At 69.3% G+C, this 14,993-nt stretch carries 7 protein-coding genes; 4 read left to right on the plus strand and 3 right to left on the minus strand.

Annotation, left to right across the window (positions count from 1 at the left end; translation table 11 throughout):
* Positions 1-9 precede the first annotated feature (9 nt).
* Positions 10-2,484, plus strand: a complete 2,475-nt coding sequence (locus M2352_RS16545) for a sensor histidine kinase (protein WP_264665668.1) — start codon at positions 10-12, stop codon at positions 2,482-2,484.
* Positions 2,485-2,891: 407 nt separating this feature from the next.
* Positions 2,892-4,022 carry an OpgC family protein gene (locus M2352_RS16550; RefSeq protein ID WP_264665669.1) on the plus strand — a complete coding sequence of 377 codons (1,131 nt, stop codon included), beginning with the start codon at positions 2,892-2,894 and terminating at the stop codon, positions 4,020-4,022.
* A 6-nt stretch (positions 4,023-4,028) separates the two neighbouring features.
* On the opposite strand, the gene M2352_RS16555 is transcribed toward M2352_RS16550, so the two are convergent.
* Positions 4,029-6,137 carry a YgiQ family radical SAM protein gene (locus tag M2352_RS16555; protein WP_264666354.1) on the minus strand — a complete coding sequence of 703 codons (2,109 nt, stop codon included), beginning with the start codon at positions 6,135-6,137 and terminating at the stop codon, positions 4,029-4,031.
* Positions 6,138-6,283: 146 nt separating this feature from the next.
* On the minus strand, positions 6,284-9,250 hold the full coding sequence (locus M2352_RS16560; RefSeq protein ID WP_264665670.1) for an Rne/Rng family ribonuclease: 2,967 nt from the start codon (positions 9,248-9,250) through the stop codon (positions 6,284-6,286).
* A gap of 627 nt (positions 9,251-9,877) precedes the next feature.
* On the opposite strand from M2352_RS16560, the gene M2352_RS16565 reads away from it, so the two are divergent.
* Together M2352_RS16565 and M2352_RS16570 are read left to right on the plus strand one after the other, a co-directional pair.
* Positions 9,878-11,260: an N-acetylmuramoyl-L-alanine amidase family protein gene (locus tag M2352_RS16565; protein WP_264665671.1), complete on the plus strand. Its 1,383-nt coding sequence runs from the start codon at positions 9,878-9,880 to the stop codon at positions 11,258-11,260.
* A gap of 165 nt (positions 11,261-11,425) precedes the next feature.
* Positions 11,426-13,996 carry a penicillin-binding protein 1A gene (locus M2352_RS16570; RefSeq protein ID WP_264665672.1) on the plus strand — a complete coding sequence of 857 codons (2,571 nt, stop codon included), beginning with the start codon at positions 11,426-11,428 and terminating at the stop codon, positions 13,994-13,996.
* On the opposite strand, the gene M2352_RS16575 is transcribed toward M2352_RS16570, so the two are convergent.
* Complete coding sequence (locus tag M2352_RS16575; protein ID WP_264665673.1) at positions 13,942-14,979, minus strand: hypothetical protein; 1,038 nt, start codon at positions 14,977-14,979, stop codon at positions 13,942-13,944. The two genes, M2352_RS16570 and M2352_RS16575, sit on opposite strands and share 55 nt — an antisense overlap.
* Positions 14,980-14,993 lie beyond the last annotated feature (14 nt).

Here is a 14,993-nt window from a genome sequence, read left to right on the forward strand (position 1 = left end):
GGATACTCGTTGCGCCGCCGGCTGGTGGTGCGGCTGTTCGGGGTGCTGGCGGTGCTGGCCGCCGGGCTGTTCCTGTTCCTCGACGCCTACGCCCGCCGGGCGGCGGACGCGGCGTTCGACCGGCTGCTGCTGGCGTCCGCCCTGTCCATCGCCGACACGGTGCAGGTGCAGGACGGGCGCTTCGCCGTCGATCTTCCCTATTCGGCGCTGGGCATTCTGGCCCAGGCGCGGCGGGACCGGGTGTTCTACCGCGTCACCGCCCCCGACGGCGGCCTGATTACCGGCTATGCCGATCTGCCGGTGAAGGCGGCCCCGGCGGGGCTGCGGCCCGGCGACGGCACCACCCAGCGGTTCCACGACGCCACCTACCGCGGGATGCCGGTGCGGGTGGCGGTGCTGAACCGCTTCGCCGCCCAGCCCGACACCAGCGGCTGGGTCACCATCGCCGTGGCCCAGACGCGGGAGGAGCGGGGGGCGCTGGCGTCGGATATCCTCGCCAACGCCTTCTTCGCCATCGTCTTCGCCGTGGTGGCCGCCGGGGCGCTGATCTGGTTTGGGGTGCAGCGGGCGCTGGCGCCGCTGGCAGCGCTGGAGCAGGTGATCCGCGCCCGTCAGCCCCATGATTTCTCCCCCATCGTTCTGCCCCCGCCCAAGGAGGTGTCGCAACTGGTCCACGCCATCAATCAGGTGATGGTGCGGCTGAAGGGCAATCTGGACACCATGCAGACCTTTCTGGCCGACGCCGCCCACCAGATCCGCACGCCCCTGGCCAGCCTGCGGCTTCAGGCCGAACTGGCGGCGGAGGAGGACGACCCCGCCCGCCTGCGCCGCATCGCCCAGCGCGTTCACCGCAATGCGGTGGAGGCCAGCCACCTGACCAGCCAGTTGCTGAATCACGCCATGGTCATGCACCGCCGCGAAGCCCTGGAGCCGGAGGCGGTGGACCTCGCCGCCCTGCTGGAACAGGTGGTGCAGCGCGCCCAGGTGGTGGCGGAGGATACGCCCGTCCGCCTGACCCTGCCCGCCGACGCCGTACCGCCGGTGCCGGGCGATGCCATCAGCCTGCGCGAAGCGCTGGCCAATCTGGTGGACAACGCCGTCAAATACGCCGGTGCCTTCGGCCCGGTGGATGTGGTGCTCCTGTCCGCCGCCGATGGCGCCGGGCCGGTGGTGCGGGTGGCCGACCGTGGTCCCGGCATCCCCGACGACGACAAGCCGCGGGTGCTGGAGCGTTTCCGCCGCGGGGATTCCGCCGCCGGGGTGGCCGGCAGCGGGCTCGGCCTGTCCATCGTCCGTTCGGTGGCCGAGGCCCATGGCGCGTCCCTGATCCTGGCCGACCGCCCCGGTGGCGGCCTGGCGGTGTGCATCGGCTTTCCCGCCGTGGCGGCACCCGCCTCGCCGTCCCGCCGTCCGGCTGTGGCCGTGCTGCTGGCCGCTGGGCTGCTGCTGGCCGGTGTTCCGGGGGCGTGGGCGCAGGAGCATCGGTTCTACCCCGCGCCGGGCGGGGAGGGGGCGCGGCTGCGCATCCATTCCGCCACCGACCGCGCGGCCATCGAGCCGCTGATCCGCGATTTCCAGTCCATCCGCCCGGAGATTGCCATCGATTACGTGACCCTGGAAAACCAACAGCTTTACGACCGCGCGCTGGAGGATGCGGCCCGGCCCGGCGGGGACCGCCCCGACCTGCTCATCAGTTCGGCGCCGGATCTGCAGGTGAAGCTGGTCAACGACGGGCTGACCCAGCCCCACCGCCCGGCGGTCGGCCCGCCGCTGCCCGCCTGGGCCAATTGGCGGAACGAGGCGTTCGGCTTCACCTTCGAGCCGGTGGTGATGGTCTACAACCGCGCTCTGCTGTCCGAAAGCGAGGCGCCCCAGACCCGCGACGCCCTGATCCGCCTTCTGCGCGGCGACCCGGCCCGCTTTCTGCGGCGGGTGGCGACCTATGACGCGGCGTCCAGCGGCATCGGCGCGCTGCTGGCCGCCCAAGACGCCGCCCTGTTCAGCCAGTTCTGGCAACTGACCGCGGCGCTGGGGGGTGTGCAGGTGCGCCTGACCTGCTGTTCCGGCGACATCCTGGACATGGTGGAACGGGGGGAGGTGCTGATCGGTTACAACGTTCTCGGGTCGTACGCGCGGGCGCGGGCGGCGGCGGGGACGTCCATCGGCATTGTCACCCCGCGCGATTACACGCTGGTGGTGTCGCGGGTGGCGGTGATCCCCGCCACCGCCCGCACCCCCCAGCTTGCCGGGCAGTTCATCGACTATCTGCTCTCGTACCGTGGTCAGGACATGGTGGCCGGCGGCTCCACCCTTTATGCCCTGGCCCCCACCGTCACGCGGGAGGCGTCGTCCACTGGCCTGCGCGCCGTCACCGACGCGCCGCTGCACCCCATCGCCCTGGGGCCGGCGTTGCTGGCCTTTCTCGATCCGCTGAAGCACCAGCGTTTCGTGCGGCAATGGCAGTCGGCCGTATTGCCGCCTTAAAATGACAGGTTCTTAAAATATTTGACGCTGCTTCCTGGCCAAGGCGCCGTAATGGTTTCGTGATCATTATGAAAAAATGACACCGCATATCGCAGATAAAATTTTTATGTTTCTATCGATTCCGTCTTTATTGTTCATCATGCGTCTCTCTAAAAATCTGAGTTCGGGCAACAGTCATAAGATAAAAGTATGAAAGGGCTGAAAATGCGGGGCTCCGCGGGTTCTGGTGCTCCATGCCGACCACATCGGTTACCGCTGGACCGACCAGCAGGCTGCCCGCTGGGGGCGCGGGTGCTGGAAACCGCGTGCCGGCAGGAGCGGGGGGCGGAAGCGGTTACTACGGATTGACGCCGGCCCTGTCCAGCCGCATGTCCTGCGGCGGTGCAGAACAGGGGGGCGGGGGCACGATGAGCAAGGGCCGCGACGGGCGCGTCGATCTTTTCCGCGGGCTGGCCCTGATCTTCATCTTCTGGGACCATATCCCCGGCAACGTGTTGGGGCAGGTGTCGCCGCGCAACGCCGGCCTCAGCGATGCGGCGGAGATCTTCGTGTTCCTGGCCGGCTATGGCGCCACCCTGGCCTATGGCGGGGTGATGGAGCGGCACGGCTATGGTGCGGCGGCCATGCGCATCCTGAAACGCGCCTGGGTGCTGTACATCGCCCACATCTTCCTGATGGTGCTGCTGATGGGGGTGGTGGTGTTCGCCAACGCCCGCGTGGAAACCCGTGATTTCATCCAGGACATGCACCTGGGCTATTTCGTCAGCCAGACCGAACAGGCCCTTCTCGACGCCCTGACCCTGCGGTTCAAGCCGCACCTGATGGACCCGCTGCCGCTCTACATCCTGTTGCTGCTGTTGCTGGCGGTGATCGTGCCGTTCCTGCGGCGCTGGCGGCTGGCGGTGCTGGGCGCCTCGGCGATGCTGTACGGGCTGACGCAGGTGTTCGGCTGGAACATGCCGGATCAGGGGGGCGGGCGCTGGTTCTTCAACCCGCTGGCGTGGCAGTTCCTGTTCGTGCTGGGCTGCGTCACGGCATGGCGCCCTGCCGGTGCCGGGGCGCGGTGGTGGCGGGCGCGGCCCGTGGTGCGGGCGGCGGCGGTGTATCTGGCGGCGTCGGCGCTGCTGGCCTTGTCGTGGCGCTGGCCGGAACTGCACGACGCGGTGATGCCGCGGGCGGTGGCGGAGCTGATCTATCCCATCAGCAAGACCGATCTGGCCCCGCTGCGCCTGCTGCATTTCCTGGCGCTGGCGGTGTGGGTGACGGCGCTGGTGCCCGACGGCCCGTGGCTGGACCACCCGGCGGCGGCCCACCTGCGCCGCATGGGGCGTCATTCGCTGGAGGTCTTCTGCCTGACGGTCGTGCTGGCGCCGCTGGCCGACATGGTCAACACCCTGTCGGGCGACCGGGCCGCGGTGCAGCTTCTGACCGGTCTGGGGGGCGTGGCGGCGATGGCCGCCTTCGCCCTGTGGATCGGCTGGAGCCGCACCCTGACCGCACCCGCCGCCCGCCCGGTGCGGGAGGCGGCGGCGCGGTAGGGCGGCTCAGGGCTTGCGCTTGCCGGGCGCGGCTTTGGGCTTGGTGAATTTGTTCCCCTTGGCACCCGCGGCCAAGGCGCGCTCCGGCCGCCGGCCCTCGCCGGCATGGGTGGTCAGGAAGGTCTGCTGGCCGTGCTTGCGGCCCGTGCGGCTGCCCTCGCCCCCGGTGCCGCCGGTGCCGAACGGCTGCCACGCCGGCACCAGATGGCGTTTGCCGGGGCCGATCAGGTCGTCGCGCCCCATGGTCTTCAGGGCGTCGCGCAGGATCGGCCAGTTCTCCGCGTCGTGGTAGCGCAGGAACGCCTTGTGCAGACGGCGCTGCTTCAGCCCCTTGGCGGTGAACACCCCCTCGCCCCCGGTCCGGCGCACGGGCCGCAGCGGGTTGCGCTCGCTGTGGTACATGGCGGTGGACAGCGACATGGGAGACGGCAGGAAGGTCTGCACCTGATCGGCGCGGAACCCGTTGCGCTTCAGCCACAGGGCGAGGTTCAGCATGTCCTCGTCCGTGGTGCCGGGGTGGGCGGCGATGAAATAGGGGATGAGGTACAGTTCCTTCCCCGCCTCCTTCGCCGCGCGGTCGAACAGCGCCTTGAACTTGTCGTAGGTGCCGATGCCGGGCTTCATCATCTTCGACAGCGGCCCGTCCTCGGTGTGTTCGGGCGCGATCTTCAGATAGCCGCCCACGTGGTGGGTGACCAGTTCCTTGACATAGGCCGGGCTTTTCACCGCCAGGTCGTAGCGCAGGCCCGACGCGATGGAGATGCGCTTCACGCCGAGAATGGCGCGGGCCTTGCGGTAAAGCTGGATCAGCGGCCCGTGGTCGGTGTTCAAATTCTTGCAGATGTCGGGATAGACGCAGGACGGGCGCCGGCACACCGCCTGCGTCTCCTCGTCCTTGCAGGCCAGCCGATACATGTTGGCGGTGGGGCCGCCCATGTCGGAGATGGCGCCGGTGAATCCGTCGGTCTTGTCGCGGATCTGCTCGATCTCGCGCAGGATGGATTTTTCCGACCGGCTCTGGATGATGCGGCCCTCGTGCTCGGTGATGGAGCAGAAGGAGCAGCCGCCGAAGCACCCGCGCATGATGTTGACGGAGAAGCGGATCATCTCCCACGCCGGAATCCGTGCACCGCCGTAGGACGGGTGCGGGTTGCGGGCGTAGGGCAGGTCGAACACCCGGTCCAGTTCCGGCGTGGTCAGCGGCACGGGCGGCGGCTCCAGCCACACCAGCTTGTCGCCGTGGCGCTGGATCAGGGCGCGGGCGTTGCCGGGGTTGGCCTCCTGGTGCAGCACGCGGGAGGCGTGGGCGTACAGCACCTTGTCGGTCACCAGCGTGTCGAAATCGGGCAGGCGGACCACGGTCCGGTCCGGCGGCAGCGGCGATTTCACCGCACCCAGGGTGTCGTCGATGGAGGTGTAGTCCACCACCGCCATGCCGTCCGGCACCGAATCCACCAGCCGGGCGGTGCCGCGGATGCCGGTCATGGCGCGGGGGTGCTCACCCTTGGCCGCGCGGTGGGCGATCTCCACGATGGCGCGCTCGGCGTTGCCATAGACCAGCACGTCGGCCTTGCTGTCCACCAGGATCGAGCGGCGCACCTTGTCCGACCAGTAATCGTAATGGGCGATGCGGCGCAGCGACGCCTCGATCCCGCCCAGCACGATGGGGGTGTCGCGGTAGGCTTCGCGGCAGCGCTGGGCATAGACGATGGTGGCGCGGTCGGGACGGCGCCCGCCCTCGTCGTTGGGCGTGTAGCTGTCGTTGTGGCGGATGCGGCGGTCCGAGGTGTAGCGGTTGACCATGGAATCCATGTTGCCGCTGGTCACGCCGAAGAACAGGTTGGGCTTGCCCAGTGCCTTGAACGCCTCCGCGTCCTGCCACGCCGGCTGGGCGATGATGCCGACGCGGAAGCCCTGCGCCTCCCACAACCGCCCGATGATCGCCATGCCGAAGCTGGGATGGTCGATGTAGGCGTCACCGGTCACGATGATGATGTCGCAACTGTCCCAGCCAAGCTCGTCCATCTCCGCCCGCGACATGGGCAGGAACGGGGCCGGCCCGAAACGGTGCGCCCAATAGGGGCGGTAGGAAAAGATGTCCTTGGCGGCAGGCATGGCAGTCATTGCGAAGCGGTCCACTGAAGATCCGGCAAGGCCACCAAGGTAGGAGGGCTCCGCCGGTTGGCAAGGGGGGGAAGGCAGGGGGGCACAAAAGGAAAAGGCGCCCGGAGGCGCCTTTTCCCTCAGTCCCTACCCGATGGTCAGCGGGCCCACCAGCCGCGGCGCGGCTTGGCCGGCTGGGCTGCATCCTCGGCCGCCGGTTCCGCCGCCGGGGCGGGAGACGGTTCGGCGGGCACCGGGGCGTCCGCCACGGGGGCGGCGGCTTCCGCTGCCGTGGCCTCGGCTTCCGCGGGGGCCGCCTTCTTGCGGGTGGTCCGCTTCTTCGGCGCCGGAGCCTCCTCCGCCACCGGGGCGGTCACGGTTTCGGCGATGGCCTCGGCTTCCGCGGGGGCCGCCTTCTTGCGGGTGGTCCGCTTCTTCGGGGCCAGAGCCTCTTCCACCGGGACGGTCACGGCTTCGGCGATGGTCCCGGTTTCCGCGGGGGCCGCCTTCTTGCGGGTGATCCGCTTCTTCGGGGCCGGAGCCTCTTCCGCCGGGACCGGTTCCACCGCCGGGGCGGCCTCGGTCTCGGCGGCTGCCTTGCGTTTGCGCGGCGCGGCGGCGCGCTTGCGGGCGGGCTTGGCCGGGGCTTCGTCCACCGGGGTTTCGGCTGCCGGGGCTTCCGCCACGGGTGCTTCCTCGGTCACCGCGGGGGCCGGCGCCTCTTCCGCCACGGCCGGGGCTGGTTCGGCGGCGGGTGCTTCCTCCGCCGGGGCTTCGATGGCCACGGCTTCGTCGGTGCCCTCTTCAGCCACGGCCTCGCCGTTCACGCCCTCGCGCTGACGGGACCGGCGGCGGCCACCGCGCTTGCCGCGGCGGCGCTTCTTGCGTGCACCGTCGCCGTTCTCGTCCTCGCCCTCGAAGCCTTCAGCCTCGTCGGAGTCGGCGCCTTCGTCGGCCATGGCTTCGTCGGAGACCGCTTCGGCTTCGGCGGCGGCAACGGGAACAGGCGCCTCGTCGGCCTCGCCCTCGCCTTCGTCCTCGTCGCCGGCCTCCACACCCTCGCGGCCCTCGAAGCCGTCGCGGCCCTCACCACGGCCACGGCGGCGGCGGCGGCGGCGGCGGCGGCGGTCGCCGTTCTCCTCCGCGTCCAGGGCCGTGCGCTCGGCCTCGCCCTCGGTGGCTTCGGCTTCCACCTCGGCCGGGAGGGCGGTTTCCGGTTCCACGGCCTCGGCGGCGAGGTCGCGGTCGGTTTCCTGCATGATCCGGTCGGCGCTGACCAGAGCACCGCCCTCGTCGGCCTGACGGGCCTTCACCCGCTCCAGACGCAGCTCGGGGGCGATGAGCGTGTCATCGGCCTGGATCATCACGCCGAAGCCGTAGCGCTCCTCGATGCGGGCCAGATCGCCGCGCTTCTGGTTGAGGATGTACAGCGCGATGCTGGACGGAACCGCGACGGTGATTTCGCTGGACCGCTTGCGGATACCCTCTTCCTCGATGGCACGCAGCACGTGCAGCGCCGCCGATTCCACCGACCGCACCACACCGGTGCCGGCGCAATGGGGGCAGCGTTCGAAGTTGGTTTCCAGCAGCGACGGGCGCAGGCGCTGGCGCGACAGCTCCAGCAGGCCGAAGGGCGAAATGCGGCCGAGCTGGATGCGCGCCCGGTCGTTCTTCATCGCCTCCTTGATCTTGCGCTCGACGGCGGCGTTGTTGCGCGGCTCTTCCATGTCGATGAAATCGATCACGATCAGGCCGGCAAGGTCGCGCAGGCGCAACTGGCGGGCCACCTCTTCGGCGGCTTCCAGGTTGGTCTTGAAGGCGGTTTCCTCGATGTTGCGCTCACGGGTGGATTTCCCGGAGTTCACGTCGATGGCGACCAGGGCTTCGGTGGGGTTGATGACGATGTAGCCGCCCGAGCGAAGCTGCACCACCGGGCTGTGGATGGCGTCGATCTGGGCTTCCACCTGATAGCGGTGGAACAGCGGGATGGAGTCGTCGCGGTAGAGCTGGACCCGCCGGGTGTGGTCGGGCATCAGCATCGACATGAAGTCGCGCGCCGTGCGGAACCCGGCCTCGCCCTCCACCCACACCTCGTCGATGTCGGCGGAATAGACGTCGCGGATGGTCCGCTTGATCAGGTTGGCTTCTTCATAGATCAGGCACGGCGCCGTGGACTTCAGCGTCTGTTCGCGGATGTCGTCCCACAGGCGCAGCAAATATTCCAGGTCGCGGCGGATTTCCGGCTTCGACCGTTCCAGCCCCGCGGTCCGCAGGATGACCGCCATGCCATCCGGCACGTCCAGATCCGACAGAATTTCCTTCAGGCGCTTGCGGTCGGCCGGGTTGGTGATCTTGCGGCTGATCCCGCCGCCCCGGTCGGTGTTGGGCATCAGCACGCAATAGCGGCCCGGCAGCGACAGATAGGAGGTCAGCGCCGCGCCCTTGTTGCCGCGCTCTTCCTTGGTCACCTGCACCAGCAGGATCTGGCGGCGCTTGATGACCTCTTGGATCTTATAGCTGCGCAAGGGGCGCGCGCGGCGGCGGTGCTGGCTTTCCACATCTTCGGTGTCGTCGCCGCCCACCACGTCGGTGTCCATCTCGGCCGGCGGCTCGGCGCCGTTCGCGGCCTCGGCCACCGGGGCCTCGTCCTCGGTGTCGGCGGGGGTGTCGCCCTCGATAACCGGCGCAGCCAGGGTCTCCACCGGGATGGGGGAGGGCATGGGCGACAGGTGGCCCGTGGGGGCATCGCCGTTGTCGCCGTTGTCGTCGCTGTCACCGTTGGCCGCGTCGGCGTGGGAGCCGGCGCCGTTGTCGTCGCCGTGGCCGTATTCCTCGTCCCGGCGGCGCTGTTCGGCCATCAGGGCTTCGCGGTCGGCGACGGGAATGCGGTAGTAATCGGGGTGGATTTCGGAAAAGGCCAGGAACCCGTGCCGGTTCCCGCCGTATTCGACGAAGGCCGCCTGGAGCGAAGGCTCAACACGCGTGACCTTGGCGAGATAGATATTGCCCTTGAGCTGCTTTCGCGAGGCAATCTCGAAGTCGAGTTCTTCGAGCCGGTTTCCATTGACCACAACGACCCGTGTTTCTTCCGGGTGCGTGGCATCAACAAGCATCCGCTTGGCCATACAAGATCCTCATGACGCCCCCGGCAGGCCGCGCGACCCACGGGCGCCCGGCGCGTCATCAAAAAGGTGAGTGAGCCATCGGCGGGGACGCCCGCTTCTCCGTCGAACGGCGCTCGTCAAAAGCAGCCAGGACGGACCGGAACGCACCCGCCGTGTTCCGGTGTTTGGGACCGGAACCGGCTTCGACGGTTTTCCGCATGCACCGGCGATTCATAGCGCCCCGCCGCAGGAAACGGCCGGACGGCACGGTGTAACGGCCGAACGGTGTTTCCGGGCGCGGCGCCCCTTCTTGCCTGCGCGGCAGGGAAGACCCCTGACGCCTCAGACCGGAAGCGGGCGAATCGCGGTATGTCGCTCCGGTAACATAAACAAGCCGGTGCGCTTTCACAACGGTTCAAGGAGCGGACGGGCGCAAAAAAGCGCTGTTTGTTCCCGTACCCGTCGTGGTTTCCGCAACCCACCCGTTGCGGGGATGTCACGGTCGGGGGGCAAACGGCGCTGGTGCCGCTCCGGCACTTTTCCCCGCGGCAGGGGGCATGCCACAGTCGGGGCACGCCGCACCGCCGGTCCCTCGCTCAAAAGAAGGGGCCGGGGTGCTGCCCTGCACCGTTGGTTTGGGAAGGCTTGATGACCGTCGGGGTCCGTATCCGTGCCGCGCTGGCCGCGCTGATGCTTCTGCTGCCGCTGGCGGCGGGGGCGGATGCCGTGGCGGAGACCTTGCGGGCCCGGACCGCCGCCCTTCCCATGGTGCCGGAACAGGCGTCGCTGATCGACATGCGCCTGGGCTCCCACCCCGACAAGACCCGTTTCGTGGTCGAGATGAGCGAGCGGGTGTCCTACCGCGTCACCACCGCCGCCGACCCGGTTCGGGTGGTGGTGGAACTGACCGGGCTGCGCTGGTCCGGCGGCACCGTGCCGCCCCACGGCGTGGTCCGCCGGGTGCGCAGCGAGACGGCGGACGGTGTTCTGCGCCTGTCCCTGGACACCACGGGGCCTGTCCACGTGGCCAGCAGCTTCATCATCCCCGCCCGCGACGGCCGCCAGCCGCGGCTGGTGATCGACCTGAAGCCGGGATGGGGCACCGACGGCCCGCCGGGCAAGAGCGTTCCGGCCTCCGCCTCCGCCAAGGGCGAGGGGGCGCCGGACAAGCCCGCCGATCCGCCCAAGGCAGAGTTCCAGGCCGCCGCCCTGCCCGCCATTCCGTCGGAGATTCCGACCAAACCCACGACGGCGCCGTCGGCGCAGGTGGTGCCCGCCGCCCTGCCGTCCGCCGCTCCGCGCCCTCCGGCCGTCCGTCCTGCCCCGGTTGTGGAAAAGCCGCTGGTCGTGCTGGACCCCGGCCACGGCGGCGTCGATCCCGGCGCCATCGGTGTCGGCGGGGTTTATGAGAAGGACATCACGCTTGCCGCGGCACGCGAGGTGCGGCGCCAACTGCTGGCAACCGGGCGCTACCGCGTGCTGCTGACCCGCGACAAGGACGTGTTCGTGCGTCTGCGCGAACGGGTGAGCATCGCACGGGATGCCGGGGGCGACCTGTTCGTGTCGCTGCACGCCGATAGCATCGGCAACGGCACCATCCGCGGCCTGTCCATCTACACCCTGTCGGACAAGGCGTCGGACCGCGAGGCGGAAATGTTGGCGGCCAAGGAAAACCGCGCCGATGCCATCGCCGGGCTGGACCTGTCGTCGGAAAACGATCTGGTGGCCGGCATCCTGATCGATCTGGCCCAGCGCGACACCCTGAACCATTCCCGCCGCTTTGCCCGGATGGCGTTGGAAAATCTGGGCAAGGAGGTCAAGCTGCTGCCGTCCAAGCCCCATCGTCAGGCGGGGCTGGCGGTGCTGACCGGCCCCGATATCCCGGCGGTGCTGATCGAAATGGGCTATCTCTCCAGCCCGCAGGATGTCAGCCTGCTGACCAGCGGCGACCACCGCGAACGCATGGCCCGTGGCGTGACCCGCGCGGTGGACGCCTATTTCCGCTGGCTGCACCGCGAACGCAAATCCTGACGCCGCCCTCGGTGCAACCGGGGGTGACAAGGTGGGGGCACGTGCATGCCAGACCTTCCCCCCGCGGCCTTGCGCAGGCCATAATTTGCTGGCAATCCGGCCCCGTCCCGGCACTGTTCCTGGGCGGGTTTTCGGCCGTTGGGCCGGTCATGGTGGGATCGAACGATGCGCCTTCTTCTGTCGCTGCTGATGGCCGCGGTCATGCTGGTTCTGGCCGGTGCCGGTGCGCTGGTCTATGTGATCGACTATTACGATCAGGATCTGCCCGATTACACGCGGCTGGCCAGCTATGAACCGCCGGTGACCACCCGCGTCTATGCCGGCGACGGCCGGCTGATGGCGGAATTCGCCTCGGAAAAGCGCATCTTCGTTCCCATCCGCGATATCCCGAAGCGGGTGATCTCCGCCTTCCTGGCGGCGGAGGACAAGAATTTCTATGACCACAAGGGCATCGACCCCATCGGTGTCGCCCGCGCCATCGTGGTCAACCTGGAAAATTTCGGTTCCGACCGCCGGCCCGTCGGCGCCTCCACCATCACGCAGCAGGTCGCCAAGAACATGCTGCTGACCAACGAGGTGTCGTACGTCCGCAAGATCAAGGAAGCGATCCTGGCCGTGCGCATCGAGCGCGCCTTTTCCAAGGACCGCATCCTGGAGCTGTATCTGAACGAGATCTTCCTGGGCTTCCGCTCCTATGGCGTCGCCATGGCGGCGCTGAACTATTTCAACAAGTCCCTGGACGAGCTGTCGGTGGCGGAGGTGGCGTATCTGGCGGCCCTGCCCAAGGCGCCCACCAACTATCATCCCGAACGGCAGAAGGAAGCGGCCACCGCCCGGCGCAACTGGGTGATCAGCCGCATGGCCGAGGATGGCGCCATCACCGCCGAGGAGGCCCGCGCCGCCCAGGCCGAACCCCTGACCGTCCGCCGCCGCGGCGAGGGGGAGGTGGTGACCGCCGACTACTTCGCCGAAGAGGTACGCCGCGAAATCGCCAAGCTCTACGGCGAACAGGCACTGTACGAGGGCGGGCTGGCCGTCCGCGCCTCCGTCGATCCCAAGCTCCAGGAACAGACGACCCGCGCGCTCCGCGACGGGCTGATCCAGTACGACCGCCGCCACGGCTACCGCGGGCCGGTGGGACGGATGGAGAATTTCGACGGCTGGGCCAAGAAGCTGGCCGCCATGCCGGCGCCCGCCGGTGCCGACCCGTGGCACATGGCGGTGGTGCTGAAGGACGATGATCCCGCCGGTCTGGACGTCGGCCTTGCCGACGGCACCCGCGGGCGCGTGCCGCTGGCCGAACTGCGCTGGGCGCGGGCGTGGAAGGAGGGCGAGCGCGTCGGCCCCGACATCCGCCGCCCGTCCGACGTGGCCAAGCTGGGCGACGTGATTCTGGTGGAGGCCGCCGCCAAGGATGAGAAGGGCAAGGATTACCCGGCCAACACCTATTCCCTGCGCCAGATTCCGGCGGTGCAGGGCGGCATGGTCGCCATCGACCCGCACACCGGCCGTGTGCTGGCCATGGTCGGCGGCTATTCCCACGCCATCAGCGCCTTCAACCGCGCGACCCAGGCCATGCGGCAGCCGGGCTCGACCTTCAAGCCCTTCGTCTATCTGGCCGCCTTGGAAACCGGTCTGACGCCGGCCACGCTGGTGATGGACGCGCCGTTCGAATACAACCCCGGCCACGGACAGCCCATCTGGCGGCCCGAGAACTTCAGCCACGAATTCTACGGCCCCACGCCCATGCGCGTGGGCATCGAGAAGTCGCGCAACGTCATGACCGTGCGTCTGGCCCAGCACATCGGCATGGACAAGGTGAAGGCGCTGGTGGAGCGGTTCGGCATCGTCGATAACCTCCAGCCCTACCTGCCCATGGCGCTGGGGGCGGGAGAAACCACGGTGCTGCGGCTGACCACCGCCTATGCCATGCTGGACAACGGCGGTAAGCGCATCACCCCGACCTTCATCGACCGGGTGCAGGACCGCAACGGCAAGACCATCTTCCGCCACGACACCCGCCCGTGCGAGGGCTGTTCCAACATCGCGTGGAAGCCGGGGCTGGCGGCGCCGTCGGTGCCCGACGGGCGCGAGCGCATCGCCGACCCGCGCACCGTCTATCAGATCGTGTCCATGCTGGAAGGGGTGGTGCAGCGCGGCACCGCGGCCAAGCTGGCCGCCCTGGGCAAGCCGCTGGCGGGCAAGACCGGCACCACCAACGATTCGGTGGATGCGTGGTTCGTCGGCTTCACCCCCGATCTGGTGATCGGCACCTACATCGGCTTCGACAAGCCGCGGTCGCTGGGGCCGAAGGAAACCGGCGGCTCGGCGGCGGTGCCCATGTTCAGGGAAGCCATCGAGGCCACGCTGCGCGAACGTCCGGCGGTGCCGTTCCGCATGCCCCCCGGCCTGCGTCTGGTGAAGGTCAACCCGGACAATGGGCGTCTGGCCGAACCGGGCGACCGCCGCTCCATCTGGGAAGCCTTCGTCCCCGGCACCGAACCCACCGCCGATCAGGCCGTGGCCGTGCTGGACGGCTCGGGCCAGACCGGCGGCAACGGGTCGTGGAGCGGCGAGGTGCCCGGCGCCGGCTATGGCGAGGACGCCTCGGGCAGCTATTCCGCCCTGCCGGTGCCCAGCGCCGGCGGCGGGCTGCAGGCGCCGGCGGCGGCGGGCGGCGGTTACGGCGCCCCGCCCCCGGCGGCGGCCACGGTGGGCACCGGCGGGCTGTACTGAGCCACGGCACTGGCCGGCGATATGGGGGCCGGCGATATGGGGGCCGGCGTCAGGGGGGCTGCGGGCAGGCGGGCGATCATCCCGCCGGGTTCGCCGCAGCCCAGCCGGTGCAGCGGGTCGGCCAGGGCCGTCATCATCCGCTCCACCCCGGCGCGGTTGATGTGCATGGGGTCGGTGAACTGCTCCTCCGCCGTCGCCGTGCCGCGCAGGTCGAGCACGGTCACCCCCGGCGGCATATGGGCCGCCAGCGTGGCGAAGAAGTCATCGTAATTGCGGATCTTGGCCGCCAATGGCCCGTACAGCGGCGTGATCGCCACCGCCACGGTCACGCCGCGGCTTTGCGCGGTGGCGATGATGCGGTCCAGGGCCGCGAGGTTGGCGGGATACATGTCCCACACCTCTTCCGGGGCGCGGTCCAACTGGGCCTTTTGCGCGGCACTCATCACCCCGTCCAGGGTCCGGTCGCGGCTGCCCTCCGACAGCATCCCCGCCATCAGCCGCAGGGTCTGGTTGCTGTTGAAGGTCAGCAGGTGGAATGCCTGATTCCAGGCCCATTGGTTGGCGTCGGCCTGCCGCACCAGCGCGTCGATCCGCGGGGAATACGTGCTGAGCATGGGGGCGTCGGCCAGCACCGCCGGGTCATCCTCGATGGAGGTCGGCTCCAGGATCAGCAGCTTCGGCGCGGGGTGACGGTCCAGATAATCCTCCCACAGGGCCGCCGACACCACGGTGGGCGCCCCACCCATGCCCAGGTTGACGGTGCTGCCGCAGGCAAGCTTCGCCACCGTGTCGGGGGGGAAGTGATTGTCGGCGCGGGAATTGCCCAGGATGACCACATCCGCCGGAGCGGTATCGGGGCGGTAGAGCGCGATGAACCGGTCCTGGCTTTTCAGCAGCAGCGACCCCAGCGCCGCCGCGAGTGACCGGTCCATGGCCGTCACCATCCCCAGGATCAGGAAAACGCAGGCAATCAGGCGTGCCATGGCTTCGCGTGCTC

The sequence above is a fragment of the Azospirillum fermentarium genome (assembly GCF_025961205.1).
Taxonomy (GTDB): domain Bacteria; phylum Pseudomonadota; class Alphaproteobacteria; order Azospirillales; family Azospirillaceae; genus Azospirillum; species Azospirillum fermentarium.

What these genes read in the sequence shown, in the direction of transcription:
- M2352_RS16550 (WP_264665669.1), top strand. Translation starts at nt 2,892, where the DNA reads ATGAGCAAGGGCCGCGACGGGCGCGTCGATCTTTTCCGCGGGCTGGCC.
- M2352_RS16555 (WP_264666354.1), bottom strand. Translation starts at nt 6,137, where the DNA reads ATGCCTGCCGCCAAGGACATCTTTTCCTACCGCCCCTATTGGGCGCAC.
- M2352_RS16560 (WP_264665670.1), bottom strand. Translation starts at nt 9,250, where the DNA reads ATGGCCAAGCGGATGCTTGTTGATGCCACGCACCCGGAAGAAACACGG.
- M2352_RS16565 (WP_264665671.1), top strand. Translation starts at nt 9,878, where the DNA reads ATGACCGTCGGGGTCCGTATCCGTGCCGCGCTGGCCGCGCTGATGCTT.
- M2352_RS16570 (WP_264665672.1), top strand. Translation starts at nt 11,426, where the DNA reads ATGCGCCTTCTTCTGTCGCTGCTGATGGCCGCGGTCATGCTGGTTCTG.
- M2352_RS16575 (WP_264665673.1), bottom strand. Translation starts at nt 14,979, where the DNA reads ATGGCACGCCTGATTGCCTGCGTTTTCCTGATCCTGGGGATGGTGACG.